At 48.5% G+C, this 20268-nt stretch carries 22 protein-coding genes; 9 read left to right on the top strand and 13 right to left on the bottom strand.

All coding sequences use genetic code 11. From position 1 onward, the window contains the following. Window positions 1-9: 9 nt before the first annotated feature. The 4 genes from AC56AD_RS04610 to AC56AD_RS04595 form a co-directional block, all read right to left on the bottom strand. Window positions 10-489, bottom strand: a complete 480-nt coding sequence (locus AC56AD_RS04610) for a DUF2721 domain-containing protein (protein ID WP_012507708.1) — start codon at window positions 487-489, stop codon at window positions 10-12. Between the two features lie 181 nt (window positions 490-670). Further along, window positions 671-2065, bottom strand: coding sequence for an MBL fold metallo-hydrolase RNA specificity domain-containing protein (locus AC56AD_RS04605; RefSeq protein WP_012507707.1), 1395 nt, complete (start codon window positions 2063-2065; stop codon window positions 671-673). 97 nt (window positions 2066-2162) lie between these two features. After that, window positions 2163-3986, bottom strand: a complete 1824-nt coding sequence (locus AC56AD_RS04600) for a DEAD/DEAH box helicase (RefSeq protein ID WP_041526429.1) — start codon at window positions 3984-3986, stop codon at window positions 2163-2165. Between the two features lie 307 nt (window positions 3987-4293). Beyond that, window positions 4294-4980, bottom strand: coding sequence for a hypothetical protein (locus AC56AD_RS04595; RefSeq protein ID WP_190274026.1), 687 nt, complete (start codon window positions 4978-4980; stop codon window positions 4294-4296). A 323-nt stretch (window positions 4981-5303) separates the two neighbouring features. Here AC56AD_RS04595 and AC56AD_RS04590 point away from each other — a divergent pair, with 323 nt between their 5' ends. The 3 genes from AC56AD_RS04590 (at window position 5304) to AC56AD_RS04580 (ending at window position 8367) form a co-directional block, all read left to right on the top strand. Continuing rightward, entirely contained in the window at window positions 5304-6593 is a 1290-nt protein-coding gene (locus AC56AD_RS04590) for a 3-deoxy-D-manno-octulosonic acid transferase (protein WP_012507704.1), read from the top strand. 387 nt (window positions 6594-6980) lie between these two features. After that, window positions 6981-7934, top strand: coding sequence for a cysteine synthase A (gene cysK / locus AC56AD_RS04585; RefSeq protein WP_012507703.1), 954 nt, complete (start codon window positions 6981-6983; stop codon window positions 7932-7934). Between the two features lie 157 nt (window positions 7935-8091). Beyond that, window positions 8092-8367 carry an acylphosphatase gene (locus AC56AD_RS04580; RefSeq protein WP_012507702.1) on the top strand — a complete coding sequence of 92 codons (276 nt, stop codon included), beginning with the start codon at window positions 8092-8094 and terminating at the stop codon, window positions 8365-8367. 20 nt (window positions 8368-8387) lie between these two features. Here the strand turns inward: AC56AD_RS04580 and AC56AD_RS04575 are convergent, their stop codons facing one another. From AC56AD_RS04575 to AC56AD_RS04545, 7 genes are all read right to left on the bottom strand, one after another. Further along, window positions 8388-8726, bottom strand: a complete 339-nt coding sequence (locus tag AC56AD_RS04575; RefSeq protein WP_012507701.1) for a zinc ribbon domain-containing protein YjdM — start codon at window positions 8724-8726, stop codon at window positions 8388-8390. Between the two features lie 220 nt (window positions 8727-8946). Next, window positions 8947-9765 carry an HAD family acid phosphatase gene (locus AC56AD_RS04570; RefSeq protein ID WP_012507700.1) on the bottom strand — a complete coding sequence of 273 codons (819 nt, stop codon included), beginning with the start codon at window positions 9763-9765 and terminating at the stop codon, window positions 8947-8949. Between the two features lie 69 nt (window positions 9766-9834). Further along, entirely contained in the window at window positions 9835-10347 is a 513-nt protein-coding gene (locus AC56AD_RS04565) for a pyridoxamine 5'-phosphate oxidase family protein (protein ID WP_012507699.1), read from the bottom strand. Between the two features lie 340 nt (window positions 10348-10687). Next, complete coding sequence (locus AC56AD_RS04560; protein WP_012507698.1) at window positions 10688-11413, bottom strand: DNA damage-inducible protein D; 726 nt, start codon at window positions 11411-11413, stop codon at window positions 10688-10690. Window positions 11414-11620: 207 nt separating this feature from the next. Beyond that, window positions 11621-11893 carry a BrnA antitoxin family protein gene (locus tag AC56AD_RS04555; RefSeq protein ID WP_012507697.1) on the bottom strand — a complete coding sequence of 91 codons (273 nt, stop codon included), beginning with the start codon at window positions 11891-11893 and terminating at the stop codon, window positions 11621-11623. After that, complete coding sequence (locus AC56AD_RS04550; protein WP_012507696.1) at window positions 11853-12173, bottom strand: BrnT family toxin; 321 nt, start codon at window positions 12171-12173, stop codon at window positions 11853-11855. Before AC56AD_RS04550 ends, AC56AD_RS04555 begins: the two co-directional genes overlap by 41 nt. Before the next feature lie 76 nt (window positions 12174-12249). Further along, window positions 12250-12552, bottom strand: coding sequence for a type I restriction-modification system subunit M (locus tag AC56AD_RS04545; RefSeq protein WP_012507695.1), 303 nt, complete (start codon window positions 12550-12552; stop codon window positions 12250-12252). Window positions 12553-13466: 914 nt separating this feature from the next. Here AC56AD_RS04545 and AC56AD_RS04540 point away from each other — a divergent pair. From AC56AD_RS04540 to AC56AD_RS04515, 6 genes are all read left to right on the top strand, one after another. Next, a complete protein-coding gene (locus tag AC56AD_RS04540) occupies window positions 13467-15686 on the top strand; it encodes a molybdopterin-containing oxidoreductase family protein (protein WP_012507694.1) in 2220 nt (739 codons plus the stop codon). Window positions 15687-15689: 3 nt separating this feature from the next. Further along, window positions 15690-16256, top strand: coding sequence for a 4Fe-4S dicluster domain-containing protein (locus AC56AD_RS04535; RefSeq protein WP_012507693.1), 567 nt, complete (start codon window positions 15690-15692; stop codon window positions 16254-16256). Between the two features lie 2 nt (window positions 16257-16258). After that, on the top strand, window positions 16259-17251 hold the full coding sequence (nrfD, locus tag AC56AD_RS04530) for an NrfD/PsrC family molybdoenzyme membrane anchor subunit (protein WP_012507692.1): 993 nt from the start codon (window positions 16259-16261) through the stop codon (window positions 17249-17251). Window positions 17252-17421: 170 nt separating this feature from the next. Beyond that, the gene (locus AC56AD_RS04525; RefSeq protein ID WP_012507691.1) at window positions 17422-17883 is read left to right on the top strand and encodes a DUF4293 domain-containing protein; all 462 of its coding nucleotides are present in this window, start codon (window positions 17422-17424) and stop codon (window positions 17881-17883) included. Between the two features lie 3 nt (window positions 17884-17886). Beyond that, window positions 17887-18888 carry a 4-hydroxythreonine-4-phosphate dehydrogenase PdxA gene (pdxA, locus tag AC56AD_RS04520; RefSeq protein WP_012507690.1) on the top strand — a complete coding sequence of 334 codons (1002 nt, stop codon included), beginning with the start codon at window positions 17887-17889 and terminating at the stop codon, window positions 18886-18888. Beyond that, the gene (locus tag AC56AD_RS04515; RefSeq protein WP_012507689.1) at window positions 18885-19592 is read left to right on the top strand and encodes a cell division ATP-binding protein FtsE; all 708 of its coding nucleotides are present in this window, start codon (window positions 18885-18887) and stop codon (window positions 19590-19592) included. Before pdxA ends, AC56AD_RS04515 begins: the two co-directional genes overlap by 4 nt. Before the next feature lie 124 nt (window positions 19593-19716). On the opposite strand, the gene AC56AD_RS04510 is transcribed toward AC56AD_RS04515, so the two are convergent. Then, entirely contained in the window at window positions 19717-19977 is a 261-nt protein-coding gene (locus AC56AD_RS04510; RefSeq protein ID WP_012507688.1) for a DUF2442 domain-containing protein, read from the bottom strand. After that, window positions 19961-20188: a DUF4160 domain-containing protein gene (locus tag AC56AD_RS04505; RefSeq protein ID WP_012507687.1), complete on the bottom strand. Its 228-nt coding sequence runs from the start codon at window positions 20186-20188 to the stop codon at window positions 19961-19963. Before AC56AD_RS04505 ends, AC56AD_RS04510 begins: the two co-directional genes overlap by 17 nt. Window positions 20189-20268: the final 80 nt, after the last annotated feature.

Genomic DNA, 20268 nt, shown 5'->3' with positions numbered 1-20268 from the left:
ATTCGTAGCTCAGTATCCCTTTGTCTCAATAATCAGCCTCTTCTTGTCATGGCTCTCCATCTCTATTTTCAGCGCTGAAAGGGTCATGTTCACATCAACAAGGAAAAAGATCAGCGAAAAACTCAGGCAGAGCATACTGAAAATAAAGACTGCCGACAGCAGCATCGGCAAATCGATATTGACCAGCGCACTGAGAAAAAGTAACATGATGAGCAATGAAGCCCCCAGGCAGGTCAAACAAGCCAGCAGAATAGAGATTCGGATATAACGCGCCCGCTTCCAGAGAATAGCAATCTCACGGTTTATTCTGAGGATATACTGCTCAGGATAGGATTCCAGATTATCAAGCAGCGACCGTGAACGATCAATAAGACGACCAAGTCGGTTGGTCATGGTTAAAAGCAAAAGACCGAGACCGGAGATAAGAATCATCGGACCGATTGCTGTTTGAAGAATAGGAACAAGCTCTTTGAACGAAGTAACTGACATAACATCCTTGTTGGTAACATAAAAAAACGATCGTCATCATCATCTCTGCAGCCGATTGGCCATCGATAACCATCTCTTATAAAACATTGTGAAAATAGCAATTAAAACAAAACCTGCAACCTGTGGGGTGATCATTTTTACATAATCGAAACAATCCGCAGGAGCAGCTTGACCGACACACTCACGGGCCAAATGCAACAATATCACCAGGCTTCGGAATTGAAGCCTTCAGGCCAAGGCGTTCTTCCAGAGCATTGCGAAAAATTGATTTAGCCGGTTGGTCACCATGCACAACAAAAACTTCTGGTTTATTGGTAAAACCGCCCATCCAGCGAAGCAGGTCATTCTGATCGCCATGCGCCGATAAACCACCAATAGTGTGAACAGTGGCCCTGACAGGGTAACGCCTGCCCAGAATAACCACCTCACTCTCTCCATCGACAAGCGCCCTGCCGAGTGTTCCTTCTGCCTGAAAACCGGTCATGAGCAAACAGCACTCCGGACGCTGTATGTGATGCTTCAGATGATGCAAAATCCTTCCTCCATTGCACATCCCGCTCCCGGCAATGATGATGGCGCCACTTTTAACACCATTGATCGCCTGCGATTGCTCAACCGTGGGAGTAAAATGAAGGTTGTTCAGATGAGGCATCATCTTCGTGTCATGACGAAAAGCAAGCGCATCCTCATCATGAAGTTCGGGATAGTCCCAGTAAATACGGCTCGCTTCGATAGCCATCGGACTGTCAAGATAAACCTGCCAGCGCTCAAGCCCCCACTCTTCAAAATAGCGTCCAAAGAGATAGAGCAGCTCCTGGCTTCTGCCAATCGAAAAGGCCGGAATAATAATATTCCCATGTTTTGTACTGGCCGAGCGGATAATCTCCCCTATTTCTGCAAGGGTCTGCTCAAGCGCCCGATGCAACCGATCACCATAGGTACTCTCCAGGATGACCATATCAGCCTGGCCTATCGTTTCGGGATCATTGAGAATCGGAGAGCCATACTGCCCTACATCACCACTGAAGACCAGTTTCCTTGCCACGCCATCTTCCTCCAGCCAAAGCTCAACAAGAGCCGAACCGAGAATATGTCCGGCATCGCTGAAGCGAATGGTGATTCCCGGAAGAATTTCCCGCTTTGCATGGTAAGGCAGGCCCGTCAGGGTATTGAGCGCCCTCAATGCATCTTCACGGGTATAGAGGGGCTCTGCATGACGATCACGCCGCGTTAAAGGATGCTTCCTGCGAAACTCCGCATCCCGCTCGGCAAGAGAGGCCGAATCGAGCAGCAGTACCCTGCAAAGATCAACTGTCGCATGCTGCGTGTAAACCACGCCTCTGAATCCCTGCTTGACGAGATAGGGCAGACGTCCCGAATGATCGATATGACCATGACTCAGAACCACGGCATCAATCGAAGAAGGAGCAAAAGGAAAGGGCTCCTTGTTGAGGAGCTCCTCTGCAGGCGCCCCCTGTATAAGACCGCAATCCAGAAGAACCGTATATTCACCCACTCTAAGAATATGGCACGAACCGGTCACTCTCTCTGTTGCGCCATAAAATTGAATTTCCATAATTTTCCACCCCAGATATCCAGCAAGAACGACTTCAGAATTGAACAAAAAAAAGCGGGGAAAAAATTCCCCGCCTGAAAAAAACAGAAAGCAAGGATTAACCCTTACGCTTCTTTTTGTTACCGGTAAAGAATGCGGTCTCTTTTCCTGCCGGTTTAAAGGGCTTTTTAAAACTCTTTTTGGGAGCGTAGGCAGACTCACGCTCCTGGTCATCCATTTTGCTCAACCGCAATTGACGACCACAAACCCGGACTGTTCTCAATTCATGAAAAACGTTATCCGGCATACCCTGGGGCAGTTCAACCGTGCTGTAGCCCTCATTAATTGAAATATGACCAACCGATTCAGGATCAAGACCAACTTCATTCAGGATAGCTCCAAGAATATTGCCCGCTTTCACACCATGCTCACTGCCAACTTCAAGACGATAGCGTTCTTTGCCTTCATCACCATAGGTTTCACCCTTGGTTCTCTTTTTAACCGGTCCACGATCCCTGTCAGAACTGCGGCCTCTGTCTGTGCTGCGTTCTCTGTCAGAACCACGATCCCTGCCTGATCCTTCCCGCTCTTCATAAGAACGCGATTTTTCAGGCTTGTTGGATAAAAGAAGCGGTGTCTCTCCCTGAACCATCGAAGCAAGCGCTGCTGCAGCCTCAATTGCCGAAACGTCATGCTCATGACAGTACTGCTCGATAAGCTTGGTAAAGAATCCAAGATCTTCAGCGGCAATGGTATCGGTAATCCGCTGGTTAAACTTTGCTATCCTCTTGTTGTTGATAACCTCTGTCGTCGGAAGCTCCATCAGCTCAATACGACTGTGTGTTGCCCTTTCAATAGAGTAGAGCATATTTTTCTCTCTCGGAGAGACAAACAGAATGGCATCACCGGCGCGACCTGCACGACCGGTTCGTCCAATGCGGTGCACATAGGATTCTGTATCGGAAGGAATATCGTAATTGATCACATGGCTGATGCGCTCAACATCAAGGCCTCGCGCCGCAACATCGGTGGCAATAACAATGCTCAACGCTCCGTTCTTCAGTTGGTCAACCGTACGCTCACGCTGATTCTGGGGCATATCGCCATTAAGAGCTGCCGCGCCATATCCCCTGGCCTGAAGCTTTTCAGCCAGCTCAAGTGTCATGGTTTTCGTGCGTACAAAAATAAGCATGCCATCAAACGGCTCAACTTCAAGGATTCTGGTCAGAATGTCAATCTTGTGACTTCCGCCGACAATCCAGTAACGCTGACGAATGGTATCAACGGTTGTCGTTTTTGTCTGTATGGTGACTTCCGCAGGATTATGCAGATACTTTTGCGCAATACGGCGAATAACCGGCGGCATGGTTGCCGAAAAAAGAGCAACCTGACGACCTTTTGGTGTCTGATCAAGGATCCACTCAACATCGTCAATAAATCCCATGCGGAGCATTTCATCGGCTTCGTCCAGTACCAGACATTTCAGCGAAGCAAGATTGAGCGAACCACGACGCATATGATCCATAACTCGACCAGGTGTACCGACAACAATATGCACACCACGTCTCAGCATGCGAAGCTGAATTCCGTAGTCCTGTCCCCCGTAAATCGGGACAACATGAAAACCCTTGAGATGTTCAGCATAACGCTGAAACGCCTCGGCAACCTGAATGGCAAGCTCTCTTGTAGGAGCCAGCACAAGGGCCTGGGGTTCAGCATGTTCAAGATCAATATTGGAGAGAATTGGCAGGGCAAAAGCGGCAGTTTTTCCTGTACCGGTCTGTGCCTGGCCAAGGACGTCACGTCCTTCAAGAATCAGTGGGATGGTCTGGGCCTGAATTGGAGTAGGGTTCTCATACCCGACATCGGCAAGTGCCCTCATTAATGGTTCTGCAAGCTGCAGGCCGAGAAAATCCATCGGCAATAATTGCTGTTCTTTCATTGTGTTTTTCTGTTCCGAAACATTGATAAAAAAGAGCCTCGTACGAGGCGGGAGTGGCAGCAATGCAGGAAAGAAAAAAATGAAGAAGAGTTCTCATCAACCGAAAACATTCTGGAAACTTCAGACAATGCTGAGTACCATCGTATCGTCACAAACGCCGGAAATGATCAGTCAACACGACCACTAAATTTCCCTGCGTCCTTTCTTAGCATATTCACCACGTATTAAAAACGTCGTATAGTACGATTTTATTTTACCAAAGACGAATTTATTCTTTAAAGCCAGAAAAGCCCCCCTCTCCGCTCCGCTATTTATCTGCATACTTTTTAAAACAATAACCATGCGCCTCCCGCTTTCCCTGAAAAAGAGTACCAAAAAAGATGCCTTCCAAAACCAGATCACCAGCTTTGTTAAACGTGAAAAATCCATCAAGATCAACATCAACCGGCTTTCTATTCCCGCCATCCATGACAAAAACAATTGTCCGTTTCTTGAGATCATATACATAATGACCCCAATAATCCTTGTACGTCTCAAAAGGGTGAACTGTTACAGAAAAAGTACGATTGGCGGAAAAGACAAGTTCCTGAATCTCCCCTTCGCTCTCTCGCCAAAACCCGGTAAAGGGATTTCTCTGTTTAGAGAGCATTTCCGAGGGAAGAATGGCATCAGGCATCTCCGGAAAACGCATTCTGAGGCGGGTCACATAATCCGGACTATCAATGCAGTTGGGATTATCCGGCTCTGTACAGGGTATTTCAGCAATCCTCCATACTCCGTTTTTTTTATGGAAAATCGCAATAAAATCCTCATATCGACCCACCCCATCTTTTGAGCGAGGAAGCGTATGCACCCATGCCCAACCACTGCTCAGCTTCATCTCCCTGACCACAAAGAGCACATCAAGCTGATGCAACTCCAGAACCTTTCGGCGCATAAGATCAAGCAACATCCTGCGCTCCGGACTGCCAGCCTTCGGAGTATAAGCTCTCATGGCAGCCTCGGAAACTGCTCCAAAAAAAACTTGCCCTGCAAGTAAAAAAAGTATGCACAGGAAACGCAGACGACGTATCACCATAACTATCATAATCAAAATATTCTTCTATTGAGGGCATGAGCAACATCCTGCTCCCGCCTGCCGCAATCAAAATCTCCCGCCACAAAAAAAATATCCAAAACAAACCTCACAACCCAGACAACATGACGCACCTTCCCTTCATAAATAATAGCGTTTCTTTATCAAGAGAGAAACCGGAGAGCACGATGCCGTTAACTTTTTTATTACCTTTAGGCTCATTACACAGAAAGATTAAGAATATGAACAGATCCACACTCTCTTTCTATACCCTGCTCTCCCCATTGCTTGTCAGTACAGCAAAACGATTCAGCACGTTGCACCCAAAGCTCAGGACATTTTTCAGCGTAAGAAGAGAATTATTCGAAGAGCTGAAAAAACAAACAGATACAATAACCCCATCATCCTTCCGGTTATGGGTCCATGCAGCTTCGGTCGGAGAATTTGAACAGGCTCGTCCAATAATAGCCGCACTGAAAGAGAGGCATCCGGAAATCACCCTTTTTGTCTCCTTTCTTTCCGATTCCGGCTACAATGCCCGAAAAAATTTCCACGATGCCGCTGCGGTCTTCTACCTTCCAGCCGACACCCCCGATAATGCAAGCAAGCTGCTCTCACTCATCAAGCCAGATCTCCTGCTTCTCATGCGCTACGATTTCTGGCCGAACCATCTCCTTGAAGCAAAAAACAGAGGTGTAAAACTGATCCTTGCCGCTGCAGTACTCCAGAAGGAGAGCCCCTACTTTAAACCCATACTGAAAGGCTTTTACGAGAGCATTTTTCACCTCTTCGACCGCATTTTTACGGTATCAGAAGAAGATACAACGGCTTTCAGAACAATATTTAATTGCAAACAAACAGAAACCGCAGGCGACCCAAGGTTCGATCAGGTCTTTCTGCGGAGCCAGAACTGCGGAAAGGTTGCTCACCTGAAACCGCTCTTTGAAAACCGTACGGTACTGGTTGCCGGAAGTGTCTGGGATAAAGATGAGCAGGTGCTGCTGCCCGCATGGCTGGAACTTGAAAAAAGAGCGTCACTTGTTCTTGTGCCTCATGAGGTGAACCCCGAAAACATGAAGCGGCTTTACAACGATCTGCAGCAGCGCTCACTTGATTTTATGCCAATATCTGCCCTGAACGCAACATTCAACCCCGAAAAGCAGATCCTCGTTATCGATCAGACAGGCTATCTTGCAGAACTCTACTCCATCGCATCAATAGCCTATGTAGGAGGAGGGTTCGGTATCAATGTCCATAACACCCTCGAACCAGCAGTCCACGGCATTCCGGTACTCTTCGGCCCTCACTGCCACAACTCCCCCGAAGCAGAAGGCCTTGCTGCAGCAGGCGGAGCTGTAATCATTCACGATCAGAAGGAGCTTGGCACCGCACTCAAAGAGTTCACAACCGACACCGCAACAAGAAAAAAGAGCGGATTGAATGCCACCTCATTTGTTCACAGAAGCATCGGTGCCACGGCAGCAATAACAGCATCTATTGAACATTACTATGAAGAAAAAACAACCGGCTGAAGCTGAACCTGTCGGGGGACAGAAGTCGCCCGAAATATCCCCTGCACATTTCAAAAGATGATCCACCACACGCCAACCCCTGCAGCCTCCATTCCGGAAAACACTATGCAGATTCTTCACCTGATTCCATGTATCAGGCCAGCGCATTTTGTGGCGATGGTATTTCTTTGCCACCACTCTTTACCAACTTCACAAAGGAAACAGCTCAAACACTGCTCTCGCTGTAACTAAATGCAAATAAATGAAATAATGCTAATAAAAGGCACTGATAATCCTGAAAAAAGATCAGGAAATACTGAATAAAAGAGACAGGGTATTTTAGTAATGCATTGATAATTTTTGTAAGTTTTGCCCATCCTCCCTCTTCTCAAAAAAAAATTATCCGACATGGCGCGTATTGCAAAAAAGCTGACCGATCTCATCGGCAACACACCTCTTCTTGAGCTTGAAAATTTCAATCGCGAACATCATACCGAGGCAACAATTATTGCCAAACTCGAATACTTCAACCCCGGAGGCAGTATCAAGGATCGCGTTGGTTTTTCAATGATCGAGGAGGCCGAAAAACAGGGGCTGATCAACAAAGAGAGTATCATCATTGAGCCAACAAGCGGCAATACCGGCATTGCACTTGCCTATATTGCTGCAGCCAAGGGATACCGGTTAATACTCACCATGCCTGAAACCATGAGTATCGAACGCCAGAAACTCCTCACAGCGCTCGGAGCTGACCTGGTATTGACACCAGGGTCGGAAGAGATGCCCGGCGCAATAAGAAAAGCCAATGAACTGCGCATGGTTTATCCGAATTCAATTGTCCTGCAACAATTCAGAAACCCCGCAAATCCGGAAATCCACCGCACAACAACCGCCATAGAGATATGGAACGATACCGATGGAGAGATCGATTTCTTTGTCAGTGGCGTTGGCACCGGCGGCACCATTACCGGTGTTGGAGAGGTACTCAAACAACGCAACCCCGGGATAAAAATTGTCGCCGTCGAACCATTTAATTCACAGGTTATCGCTGGCAGCAAACCTGGTCTGCACAAAATTCAGGGCATCGGCGCCGGCTTTCTTCCCGAAATCCTGAATAAAGAGGTTATTGATGAAATAATACCGGTAAAAGATGAAGATGCCCTGCGCACCGGTCGTGAACTTGCCCGGATAGAGGGACTTCTTGTCGGTATATCATCCGGGGCAGCCGTATATGCGGCACTTCAACTTGCACAACGCAACGAGAACAGGGGAAAACGTATTGTCGTCATTCTGCCCGATACCGGCGAACGTTATCTCTCAACACTGCTCTACCAGTTTGAAAATGAATCAACGCAGATGTAAAAAAACAAACAGCCCCCTCAAAAAAAGAGGCATTGAACTTGTAATACCAACCACCAGTTATGGAGAGAAGAGTAACACGTTATCACCATTGTCAGAAAAAGGGTTGCCTCTGCAACTGAAACACCGTGATCAAACAGAAGATCAAACAAGCATATTGATGCAAAAAAGAGTAAACCTGATTGTTACGGGAGCCGTACAGGGTGTCGGATTCAGAATGTTCATCGACCGGAAGGCAAACGAGCTGAAGCTGGTCGGGTGGGTAAGAAATCGTTTCGACGGCACCGTTGAAATTGAAGCGCAAGGCCCGGAAAACGCAATAGAAGAGCTGCTCCCTCAGGCACAAAGAGGGCCATCACGCTCCATGGTAACCGCAATCAGAAAAGAAGAAAAAGAGCCGGACAGCACTCTTGAGCGATTCAATATCATCATGTAGAGGAGATATAACGACTTCTCTCAGACTTTCTTGACAAATTCCGACTTCAACTGCATCGCTCCAAACCCCTCGATCTTGCAGTCGATATCATGGTCACCCTCGACAAGGCGAATGTTCCTCACCTTCGTACCACCCTTGAGCGCCGATGACGAGCCCTTGACCTTGAGATCCTTGATCACCGTCACAGAATCACCATCCTGCAATATCGTACCATTCGCATCCTTCCAGACGCGGGCCTTTGCCGACGCCGGAACTGGCGAATTGCTCCACTCATGAGCACACTCAGGGCAGGTCAGGAGGGTACCAACCTCATAGGTGTATTCCGAGTTGCATTTCGGGCAATTTGGCAAGTCGCTCATAATGATCCTTTTTCAAGATTTTCCGGCAAAAACTTTTGCGACATAATAATATTTTTTTTGACAGATAAAACCCGGAAAAGCCTCCTGCATTTTGCCACGCTGTACTCAATCGCCCAATTCAATGCAACAGAAGAGAGCAGAACCCAGCCCTGACAACAGCTTCCAGCACGGCATGCTGCTCTCTTCAGCACCCCTGACTCCCCAATTTGCTGAAACGCCCTCAGTATTTCATGATATACTGTGACTTCGGGTCATGCAGAATGCTTATCCACGACCCGTAAGTGGGATTGGGCAACATAAACCATTTCCTGCCCCAGTTGTTCGTGTTATCACCAACCAGACGATCACGTTCCTGGGGAGTGATACCGGATTTCACGCCAGCCAGAAAATCACCAAGATCATCCCCGAACAGCATCACGATCCGGTATTTTTTCGAAATATACTCCCTCCTGCTCTTCTTCTCGGAAGTCCAGCCAGCCTCTTCACCGAGTAACAGGAGATCTTCAGGCAGAACACCCCCCACACCGACCTTCGCAAGATTTTCTATCGTACCGGCTTCCTGGCAATATTCCGCTCCCGGAGTACCACCCTTTTTGCACTCCCGGTTGGAGATAAAGATAACCTTGACATTTTTGCCTCTCATTGCATTGATGAACTCAACCGCGCCGGGAACAGCCGGTGCATCTTTCAGTGCAACCCACTCATTCCATGTTACAAGGCTCCATTCACCACCTTCAAGAACCAGCTTCCCCATATACCTCGAATTATCCAGAACCGTTTCATCAATATCCATGACAATAGCTGGGGGTAATGAAGAACAGTCACCAACCTGTTCTTTGGCTGCCGTCCATGTGCGATCGTCAAGAGCGGCATCAATATTCTTCAACGCCGTATTGTAAGCCTGTATGGTGTTGGCTTTATACTCCGAAGCAGACTGCATCCACAGAAGGCTGTTGAAATTATTGTTGGCCGTTGATGCACAGCCGCTCGAAAGCAGCAGCAACAGAATGGCACCAATCGATCTGAAGAAATTGTTCATGGCAAGCACCTCCTGAATATTGAATTGATTCGGATACCAACAAGCCTGATACAGCAAACGAAATAAATATTATGGGCGTGTCCAAATCTGCCGGGCAGCATAATCCTCAAGCTTGAGCGCCATGGAGAACAGCTCGATCTTGTCAGGTACCACCTCGATCATCTTTCCAAACCAGTGCTCAGCCCACGCCTGAGGACGTCCGAAAAGACCGAACGCCTCCTCAAATCCGGGATCATCCTTCCTGAGAAGCCTCGCATGACCGCTTATCTGCAGGCCGGTGATATCGTGTATGTTGTCGGAAAATTCGGATGCAGGATCAAAAATGCCCACGCTGACATTGGGGTTCAGCTTGATGTTGCCAAGCTTGAGGCCCGGTTCGCCAGCCATGTAGAGGGTGAACCCTTTCGAGCGAAACAGGATGGGAGTGGAACGCGGCTCGTTGTCCCGGCTGGTCGAAAGCACGCAAAGCTGACGCGAGGCAAGAAACTTCAGAATACGCTCCTCAAGCTCACCGGAAGCAAGCTGCCTCGACACCTTTTTCGTAAAGATATCAGGTACATCCGGCTTCTCCTGTTCACTCATGACCTCCCCCTTTTCACTATATTACAGAAAACCATTTTACTCAAAGATCAACAAATTCCACCACTCTCTGCAACGATTTTTTCTAAGAATTTTCAAATGATTGAGCATCGGTTCCTGCAACCGGAATGAGATAATTTTCATCATTGACTTCACTCCTGAATTCCGGAATCGCTCTTTCCCCGTTTTTCACAGCTATCCTCTTCTTTTCTGTTCATACTCAGGAAAAATAGACATGTTCAAAAACCGCTGAATCCTCGTTCCAGATCACCAGCATATTTGTCACGGTGTATTGTTTCAGATGGCGCCTCAACACTTTGAAAAATTTATAGTTCGATTTCAATCACTCCTCAGTTGGCACGCTCAAGCCGTCAGGATTTTTCAATGACTGTTTCTCTTCGGAAGCCAGACGGCGTTCGACCTTCTTCACGTCTTCGGCGGGGGGCAGGGATTCCGGACAGATACCCCGTCCAAGTAGGGTATTCCGAACTGCCTTGTTGTTGGTGATGTGTTCGTTGGAAATGCCGCCTTCACTTTTCATCCCATGTTCGCGTGCATTGAAGATGGTGATTTCGGTGGCGAAGTCTTTGGCTTTCAGAATGATGGTTGGTGCAAAGTCAGCCAGCGGACGTTTATCCGGTACATTCCACTCGGCCTTCATTGCCTGTGTACTTTTGCCAAAAAGTACTTGATCGCCCTTGCTGCGGATCACAGCGAAATTCTCGGCACTTCCGGTCTGGGCAAAAGCGATTTCCTGCTTTCGTGAATCGCCATTCTGGGCTATGAGATAGCAGGCATAGCGTGTCAGCATGATGTCTGGAACCTCCTTGGTAGCTCCCTTTGGCATCTGGATCGTTTTGCCGACGTCGGCAAAATGATCTGACACCTTATGGCCGGAAAGTTCGCAAGCAGTTTTTGCTTTGGATACAACACCGACAAAGTTGTCCCACTTGCTATAGCCAAGCAAATACTGAAGATCGCGGGCCAGCCAATATTCTACTCCTCCTTCGACCTTCCGGGCGTGCGCCTCAAACGTTGTCGTAAGTGTCTGGATCAGTTCGGTTTTCATTGCTTCAAGAATTTGAGATGTTACCGGCAATTGTTATTAAACCTTCGTGCAGTAAGTCTCTCCATCGGTAGTTGTAAAGAAATCCTTTACAACTGAAAAGCACCAATATTTGCACTCCTGACGAACTGTTAAGCATTGCTGAACAGTTGCCTGGCACCTTCAGATTGAACCTGTAAGAATTCCTTACAAGTACCGGTGGGTGATTCCTTACGAAAATTCCTGATCGAGACGTTCCTTGAGAAACATTTTCAAAAGCGACTGATAGGGTACATCACGCTCATTGGCAAGTATCTTCAGATGATTGAGCATCGGTTCCGGCAACCGGAGTGAAATGGTTTTCATGGTTGGCTTCAGATTCGGAAACAGTGCCTTGCCAGCCTTGTTCCAATCCACGAACTCAGTTGAATCATGCGTTGACCAGAACTCCTGCTCCTCCGCTTCACTCCTGAATTCCGGAATCGCTGTTTTCCCGTTTTTCATAAATATCCTGTTCTTTTCTGTTCATACTGCGTGCTGAAATAACCCTGATCTGATCTTTACGAACAGTAAACACCAGAAAAAGAGGTTTGACCCGCTCCGTTTTACCCAATGCAAAAAACCTCTTTTCCATGCCAGAGTGTTTTTTATCATCAGCCACAATCAATGGCTGATTGAAAAAAATCTCTTCACATTCAGACATTGATACCCGATGTTTTTCCCAGTTCTTGGTCGAATTTCCCTTGTCCCACTGAAATCCCGAGATACCTTCAAAAATGGCCATAGAAAATTTGTATATTTTTGCAATATACGGAACACTGTGAATTCAGCAAAGCGCTTGAGTCAGATATCAAGCCAAGTCAACTCTCCAAAATTTGCGCCACATTGCAGGCTATCGTTGCCTCCAATTCGCGAGCCTGTGCATTCAGGAGTTCCAGTTCCTCGTTCAGCGTTTCGAGCTGCGCCTTGAAGTCCTCGTCGCTCACGGCTTCACCGGCGGCCACGCCCACATAGCGTCCGGGATTGAGCGACCAGCCTTGCGCCTCAATTTCCTTGAGGGTGGCGGCTTTGCGGAGGCCGGGGATGTCGCGATAGGCTGCAGAACTGGCATCATCAGCATCGCTCCCGTAGGAGGCTGGAGACTCTGCGGCAATAGAGAGCACCGTAGCGAAAACCTCTTCAATCTTCGCACGGTCGTCATCACCACCCCCATAAGAGAGAGGATACTCTGCGGCAAATGATGAGTTATTTTATTCGGAGCGGCAACAAAGAGTACTATTTATACGTCAAAAAGCTGCATTGCATGTATAGCATAAAATAAATCCATGATGCCTGAAGTAATAACAATCGTTATTCATTCAAACAAAAAAACTGCCGAGTGATATGAACAATTGTTATTACTTTAAACGAGAGCGAACCGAAAGACGAAATGAACAATTGTTATTGCTTTTGAATATAAAGAAAGCATACAGAATATCATCAATCCCGCCAGACAGATGTCGGAAAAAGCAGTTAAAATCATAAAATATAAGGTGATAACGAAAACGGCGCATCACAATTTTCACTCTTGTATTATTAAACTTCTTCAAGTACATTAGGTGCGCATGTTTATTTTCAAATTATTGAAAAAAGCGTCTCTTTATCGGCAAGTATTGCATACTTACAATGCAGTACTTATTTGTGTCAGCACATAATGATCCGATGATTGTAGTACAAACTCGTTCTTCTTTTGTCGAAGACACATACAAGTAAGGCGTTGCACACGGCTCACCATTAAGAGAGGAGAGGTGTTGTTGCCTCTTCAGGAATGTTGGCTTGTGTGTTTTGAACGCAATAACTGACAACGCATCTTTTTTTTCTTCCCAAACGCCACTGCAGCAGAGTTCAGTAACGGTTGTAAGTACTGCACAATTTTGCAACAACGTAGAATCGGGAGCTGACGGCACAGCATTCATCGGTAATGTGTGTACGGTCAAGAACTCTTGTTTCGGATTGGGCTTTCGGATTGGGCGACTGATGCGCCGAAAAATCAAAACATATTTTATAACTCAGTAACTATCAGCAAGGAGACTTTTGCATGAATCATGGCACCGAGTTCAGCCGAAGGGATTTCATCAAAATATCTTCACTTTTTCTTGCCGGATCAGCCGCACTCTCTACATTGCCAAGTGGCATCGTATCGGGATTGGGCAGCAATCCAATGAATGGAAAAGGTGAAAAAATCGTTTACTCGTTCTGCGAGCACTGTTTCTGGCGTTGCGGCGTAGCCGTGCATGTCAGTGACGGCAGAGTCACCAAAATCACCGGTTCGGAATACCACCCACTGAGCAATGGAAAGCTCTGTCCACGAGGCACAGGCGGAACAGGGCTTCTCTACGATCCTGACCGATTGGCTCATCCGTTGATTCGTGAACGTAAAGGGGGAAAGCAGTATTACCGGAAAGCCACCTGGGATGAGGCTATAACGGCTGTGGCCGGTGGACTGTACAAGATTCATGAGCAGCATGGCCCAAGCGCTATTGCCATGCTGCATCACGGTTTTGGCGTCTCGTTTTTCAAGAAGATGTTCTCGGAAATTGGCGTCAATAAAATTGCCAAGCCCTCATACGACCTGTGCTGTGGGCCTGCAAGACAGGCTACGGTATTGACATATGGTTACCCGAGTGACACACCGGAAGGGTTCGATATCATGAACAGCAAATACATGCTCTTCTTTGGCACGCATTTCGGTGAAAACATGCACAACACTGCTGTCCAGGAGATTTCAGAAGGGATACGGCGTGGTGCAAAGATTGTGGTTTTCGATCCCCGATTCTCGACACTGGCAGGAAAGGCTGAACATTGGCTGCCCATCAAGCCAGCCACTGATATTGCCATGATGCAGGCGCTCATGAATGTGCTGATCAGCGAAAACCTGTACGACAAAGAGTTTGTTGAACAGCATACCGTCGGGTTTGCGGAGCTTTGGGAAGAGGTGAAGGAGATGACACCGGAAAAAGCGGCCACAATAACCGACATATCCGCTGATTCCATCAGAACGGTTGCACGGGAATTTGCCTTCCATGCTCCTGCAGCCTTTGTGCACACTGGCCGGCGAACCAATTGGTACGGTGATGCCATGCAGCGCATCAGGGCTATCCAGATTCTTAACGCTCTGGTCGGAAACTTCAAGATGCCTGGAGGCGTCGTTGCCTTCGAAAAATATCCGCTGCCACAACCTCCGCCAGCACATGAACACCCTGCCTACGAAAAAGAGGTTCACAGCAAATATCCCTTTTTCCCGAAGGACGAACCGTCCAATACTATTGCCTCTCATGAAATTGTCCAGCAGGCTATTACCGGAGAGGTCAAGGCGCTCTTCATCTATGGGGTCAATCTCCCTGAAACCATGACTCTTGGTCGGCAAACCGCACTTGAGGCACTGCAGAAGGTCGATTTTTCAGTTGCCGTTGATGTTTTGCCTGCAGAGGTGACCGGTTACGTTGATGTGGTGCTTCCAGAGTGTACATACCTGGAGCGATATGACGATCTCGACAATGGCCGAGCATTCCGGACACCGTTTGTCGCGCTGAGGCAGCCGGCTGTTGCGCCCATGTTCGAATCGAAACCGGGAAATGAAATCGCCAGAATGATTACCGACAAGTGGGGCATCCATGGTGTATTTGCTCCGACGGTGGAGGCCGGGCTCGACAAGAAGCTCAAACTTGCAGGCAGTTCGCTTGAAGAGATCAAAAAAAGAGGCGTTCTGGTCATGCCGGCAACCGATCTTTATCGTAAACCCGGAGAACCGCTCAACCTGAACACACCGAGTGGAAAAGTGGAACTTGCATCAGCACAGCTCAAGGCTGGCGGATTCGATGCTGTTCCAAAATATACCAAACACCCTGAAGCGCCGGCTGGTTATTACCGCATGTTAACCGGACGAAAACCAATGCTGACCTTCGGACGCACGGCAAACAACCGGTTTCTCGGTGACCTGGCCACGGCACAGGAGAATGAGGTATGGGTCAATACAACAGTTGCATCGAAGCATCAGTTATCTCACGGCGAGTATGTTCATTTAAAAAATCAGGCGGGTATCGTTTCGGAGTTTCCGATCAAGGTCAAGGTGACCCAGCGTATCCGTACTGATGCGGTCTATATGGTGCATGGCTTCGGCCACAATGCAAAAGAGCTCAAGTGGGCTTATAAAAGAGGTGCATCTCACAATCAGTTGATCTCAAAAACAGACATTGATCCTGCCATGGGTGCTGTTGGCTTTCAGAACAATTTTGTGACATTTGTCAAGGAGATTTAAACGGTGAGCAATAAAAAGAACTACGGCATGATTATCGACACCCGTGTCTGCGTCGGCTGTTCAGCATGCGTCTATGCCTGCAGGGCAGAAAACGCTGTTCCTGAAGGCTACTGCCGTGACTGGGTCGTACAGGATACCTCGGGAAACTTCCCTCTCCTCTCTATGGAGAACCGCTCGGAGCGCTGTCAGCACTGCGATAATGCTCCATGCGTCACCTACTGCCCGACCGGAGCGTCGCACTACGATGAAAACGGAACCGTACAGATCAACCGTTCGCGCTGTACCGGTTGTAAAGCCTGCATGGCAGCCTGTCCATACGATGCCCGCTACGTGCACCCCGATGGATTCATTGACAAGTGCACACTCTGCAAACACCGTATCGAAAAAGGGTTGAAGACCGCCTGTGTCTCCATCTGCCCGACAGGAAGCCTGCACCTGGTCGATTTCGACAATATGACCCCTGAAGAGAAAGCCATGCTCAACGGCAAAGAGGTCTACCGACAGAAGGAACATGCAGGTACCGAACCGAAACTCTACTGGATTTCCGCAAGAAACAAACCCGGAGCGTAATTATGATTGATGGAATACATGAACTCGTTTCAACAAAAATGAATCCGAATGTCCTGCCGCACCTGCACATCTGGGAGTGGCACATTCCGCTCTACCTCTTTCTTGGAGGCATAGCCGGTGGTCTGCTGGTGATCACTTCAGTAATGATTGTCATGCGGCGTCACTTCGGCATCGGACCGAAAGACGAAGGTGATGGCTGCCCGTGTACTGCCGTCAGAATCGGTGCTATCCTCTCCCCGCTTCTCCTTGGCATCGGGATGCTTTTCCTGTTTCTTGATTTAACCCACAAGCTCTATGTATGGGCATTTTACACCACTATTCAGCCAACCTCACCAATGTCGGCTGGTAGCTGGATTCTCGTTGCCTTCTTTCCGCTGGCAGTGCTGCAAGCGATGGTTGTCAATCGTAAATACCTTAATACACTGAACATTGAGCTGCTCGACAAGTTGATCAAGTGGACAGATGACCACCTCCTCAAAGTTGCCCTGCTCAATGCCCACATCGGCGTCGGAATCGGTATCTATACCGGCATCCTGCTCTCCTTCTTCTCTGCACGGCCACTCTGGTCGAGTTCTATCCTCGGCATGCTCTTTCTGGTTTCAGGTATTTCGAGCGCATCAGCCCTCCTGTTGTTGTTCGCGCCAAAAGACGAGAAACACATTTACAGCCGAATAGACGCCAATGCCATCTGGATAGAGCTGGTCATCGTTGGTCTGTTCGTCCTTGGCGGCATCACCGGAACGGCAAACACACACGGCGCCATGATGCACCTTATCGTCGGCGACCAACTGATGGCAGGTATGTCTTATATGTACTGGTTCTGGGGAGTTTTCATTGCTGCAGGCCTGCTCCTTCCCCTCTTGATTGAATTTCTTGAAAATGCAGGATTCCACCTCCACCTTCCTCCGATTGCCCCTGTACTGGTGCTCATCGGTGGGCTTGTGCTCAGGTTCCTGATCGTTTTTGCCGGACAGACCTATCACACCTTCATGTAGGTCATCTCTCTGAAAAACCTCTCTTGAAAACCACCCCGTCATCTGCTGCGGGGTGGTTTTTTTACGTTCCAACACCCTCAGATATATTTTCATAAAGCCTTCAAAACTCTTTTCCCCTGATTATGTATATTGACCGTACCTGTTTCAATGACCCTTAACCTCATGACACCATGGTAGCCAGAATTCAGACCCTCTATCTTTTTCTTGTTGCTCTGCTCGCCGGAGCAAGCATGATGTTCCCCTTCTGGAGCTTCACCACCCCGACACTTTATGTTATCACGGATTTCACCCCTTTCCCCGAAGCGGGAATCATGCAAGTCACCAGCAGCTATGCCGCAGGAATCTTCTCTCCACTGACCGCTCTCGTCTCTCTTGCAGCTATCTTTCTCTATAAAAAAAGAGAGCTTCAGAAAAAACTCATCTTCCTTGGTATGCTCCTCTTCCTCGGCGACCTGTTTTCGGGGCTTGCCGCAGCACATTTCCTGAACCAGTATTTTTGCACCTCCTTTACGTTCACCCACAAGCCTGAAGCGGGATTATACATCCTTCTGCCAGAACCGCTACTTCTCTGGCTGGCGCTGAAAGGGGTAAAGAAGGATGACAAGATCGCCAACGCATACAAACGACTCTGAACGATGCGCATTGTCTGGTCAATCGGTGACCCTCACGGCATCGGGCCGGAAATCATCCTGAAAAGTTTTCTGAAACTGGAAGGCTCCGGCCACTCCTTTCTCGTCGCTGGCTCGTATCGTGTAATGGAATATTACCGGAATGCACTCGACCTGCCGGTGGAGCTGGAGCTGATCGAAAGCGCGACAGCTCCGGTACGGCATGGAGCTCTTCCTGTGCTGAGCATTGCTGAACCGGAGAATATCACCCCTGGCACCTTGTCGGCTGAGGCGGGAAAGCTCGCCCTGGAGTCGCTCCATGCGGCGGCTGAACTCTGCCGCGAAGGAGTGTGCGACGCCCTCGTCACCGCTCCAATCAACAAGGAGTCCATTGCACTGGCTGGCTCCGACGAAAAAGGGCACACCGGATTTCTGGGCAAGATGTTCGGAGTTCCCTCCCCCACCATGATGTTCTATGACCCGGTCACGGAACTCAGGGTCGCCCTTGCCACCATTCATGAGCCCCTTGAGCAGGTTCCCGCTCTGATCAGGAAGATGGATCTTGATGCCTTTCTCTCTGCGCTGACGTCATCGCTTAAAACCGATTTTGCAATTGCCACCCCCCGCATTGCCCTGCTCGGTCTCAATCCCCACGCATCCGACGGCGGAGTGATGGGCTGCGAAGAGCAGGAGATTATCCGCCCCTGCATCGAAAGACTTTCAGACCGCCTCCAGGTGGAGGGACCCTTCCCTGCCGACGGCTTTTTCGGCTCAAAAATGTACCAAAATTACGATATTGTTGTGGCGATGTATCACGACCAGGGGCTGCTCCCCTTCAAGGTGCTCGCCTTCGACACCGGGGTAAACGTCACCCTTGGCTTGCCGATTGTGCGTACTTCGCCCGACCACGGCACCGGTTTTACCATTGCCGGAAAAGGCATCGCATCCGAAAGAAGTTGTTACGAGGCAACGCTGCTTGCCATTACCATCGCCCGGAACAGAATAAAACAAACAGAACTCCCATCATGATCTCATTCATAAACGTTGACCTTGAACTCGATAAAAAACCGGTTTTCAAAAACCTCAACCTGAACATTGAATCCGGAGAGCTGCTCTATATTGTCGGCAAAAGCGGCAGCGGAAAGTCAACGCTCCTCAAATCGCTCTACATGGATGTGCGCCCGAAAAAGGGAGAGATACGTATTGCCGGATACAGTTCACGCGCCATCAAAAAACGGCAGATACCGCTTCTGCGCCGTAAACTCGGCATTATTTTCCAGGACTTCCGCCTCCTCGAAGACCGCAATGTCTATGACAATCTCGCATTTGTGCTGAAAGTGACCGGCACCAAAGAAAAGCTCATTGCAGGAAAGGTAATGCATGCGCTCGAAAGCGTCGGCCTTGAACATGCAGCCAAACTGATGCCCCTCCGCATGTCGGGAGGAGAGCAGCAGAGAATATCCATCGCCCGTGCACTGGTACGCGAACCCCTCGTCATCCTTGCCGATGAACCAACCGGCAACCTCGACCCTGATACTTCACTCGAAATTCTCGAATACCTGAAAAGAATCCACCAGAAAGGGATCACCGTCATCATCGGCACCCACGACTACGAGCTGGTCTGCCACTCCCCTTCCAGAACCTTGCAAATCAAGGATCTCAACCTTGTGGAAACCACCATGGAAGCTTGTGCTACAGGGTTCAGACCGACGGGAGCAGCATTACAGGCCTGACACCAGAAGCGCCTGAGCGGCATTTGGGGGTGAACTTGCGCAGCGGGCAGAAGGAAAATCGCACTCAACGCAATTTGTCCCGGAAGGTAATCGTTCTTGATGAATAACGACAAGGGGGCAGCGCTTATTGGTATACGTAGCGTTCCAGCCCATCAGGAGCAAGATCCTCACCTTCGGGCCAGCAGATACCGCCAATTGGATCGATACTGACTTGACGAAAATACCTCTCCTGACGCAGGCGCCAGTAGGCATCGCGACTCTCTATCAATGGTTCGAGATTCAGGGTTAGCTCTTGGCCATTCGTGAGTCTGACTTTCAATCTCAGGCCTGAAAGTGGTATCACTTCCACAACCTGCACCCATGGTGTTTTAAGTAGTGAGTTCATTCCACTTTATCATTAAATCCTCTTTATTACTTAAAATAAAGTTTTTTATTTTGCGCAGTTGTGCGGTCGGCATCTGGCCAGCGCTCAAGTCGCCACTCTCCAGACTGAACGATCCGGCATAATCGCCATACATTGCGTGGCAATGAGGCTTTTCATGATCATCCATGTACATGTAGATCGAAATACCAAAGAAAAAGGCTACGCGCGGCATGGTAATTCACTGTTCAATCTTAAGTGTCTCATGATACCAACGACTCTCAAAAGGTTCTTGCAAGCAATTTATACTATTTT

It is taken from the genome of Pelodictyon clathratiforme, from assembly GCF_982375515.1.
Note: the sequence above shows the minus strand (reverse complement) of the source record. Positions and strands in the feature narration are given on the sequence as shown.

What these genes read in the sequence shown, in the direction of transcription:
- AC56AD_RS04610 (WP_012507708.1), bottom strand. Translation starts at nt 489, where the DNA reads ATGTCAGTTACTTCGTTCAAAGAGCTTGTTCCTATTCTTCAAACAGCA.
- AC56AD_RS04605 (WP_012507707.1), bottom strand. Translation starts at nt 2,065, where the DNA reads ATGGAAATTCAATTTTATGGCGCAACAGAGAGAGTGACCGGTTCGTGC.
- AC56AD_RS04600 (WP_041526429.1), bottom strand. Translation starts at nt 3,986, where the DNA reads ATGAAAGAACAGCAATTATTGCCGATGGATTTTCTCGGCCTGCAGCTT.
- AC56AD_RS04595 (WP_190274026.1), bottom strand. Translation starts at nt 4,980, where the DNA reads ATGAGAGCTTATACTCCGAAGGCTGGCAGTCCGGAGCGCAGGATGTTG.
- AC56AD_RS04590 (WP_012507704.1), top strand. Translation starts at nt 5,304, where the DNA reads ATGAACAGATCCACACTCTCTTTCTATACCCTGCTCTCCCCATTGCTT.
- cysK (WP_012507703.1), top strand. Translation starts at nt 6,981, where the DNA reads ATGGCGCGTATTGCAAAAAAGCTGACCGATCTCATCGGCAACACACCT.
- AC56AD_RS04580 (WP_012507702.1), top strand. Translation starts at nt 8,092, where the DNA reads ATGCAAAAAAGAGTAAACCTGATTGTTACGGGAGCCGTACAGGGTGTC.
- AC56AD_RS04575 (WP_012507701.1), bottom strand. Translation starts at nt 8,726, where the DNA reads ATGAGCGACTTGCCAAATTGCCCGAAATGCAACTCGGAATACACCTAT.
- AC56AD_RS04570 (WP_012507700.1), bottom strand. Translation starts at nt 9,765, where the DNA reads ATGAACAATTTCTTCAGATCGATTGGTGCCATTCTGTTGCTGCTGCTT.
- AC56AD_RS04565 (WP_012507699.1), bottom strand. Translation starts at nt 10,347, where the DNA reads ATGAGTGAACAGGAGAAGCCGGATGTACCTGATATCTTTACGAAAAAG.
- AC56AD_RS04560 (WP_012507698.1), bottom strand. Translation starts at nt 11,413, where the DNA reads ATGAAAACCGAACTGATCCAGACACTTACGACAACGTTTGAGGCGCAC.
- AC56AD_RS04555 (WP_012507697.1), bottom strand. Translation starts at nt 11,893, where the DNA reads ATGAAAAACGGGAAAACAGCGATTCCGGAATTCAGGAGTGAAGCGGAG.
- AC56AD_RS04550 (WP_012507696.1), bottom strand. Translation starts at nt 12,173, where the DNA reads ATGGCCATTTTTGAAGGTATCTCGGGATTTCAGTGGGACAAGGGAAAT.
- AC56AD_RS04540 (WP_012507694.1), top strand. Translation starts at nt 13,467, where the DNA reads ATGAATCATGGCACCGAGTTCAGCCGAAGGGATTTCATCAAAATATCT.
- nrfD (WP_012507692.1), top strand. Translation starts at nt 16,259, where the DNA reads ATGATTGATGGAATACATGAACTCGTTTCAACAAAAATGAATCCGAAT.
- AC56AD_RS04525 (WP_012507691.1), top strand. Translation starts at nt 17,422, where the DNA reads ATGGTAGCCAGAATTCAGACCCTCTATCTTTTTCTTGTTGCTCTGCTC.
- pdxA (WP_012507690.1), top strand. Translation starts at nt 17,887, where the DNA reads ATGCGCATTGTCTGGTCAATCGGTGACCCTCACGGCATCGGGCCGGAA.
- AC56AD_RS04515 (WP_012507689.1), top strand. Translation starts at nt 18,885, where the DNA reads ATGATCTCATTCATAAACGTTGACCTTGAACTCGATAAAAAACCGGTT.
- AC56AD_RS04510 (WP_012507688.1), bottom strand. Translation starts at nt 19,977, where the DNA reads ATGAACTCACTACTTAAAACACCATGGGTGCAGGTTGTGGAAGTGATA.
- AC56AD_RS04505 (WP_012507687.1), bottom strand. Translation starts at nt 20,188, where the DNA reads ATGCCGCGCGTAGCCTTTTTCTTTGGTATTTCGATCTACATGTACATG.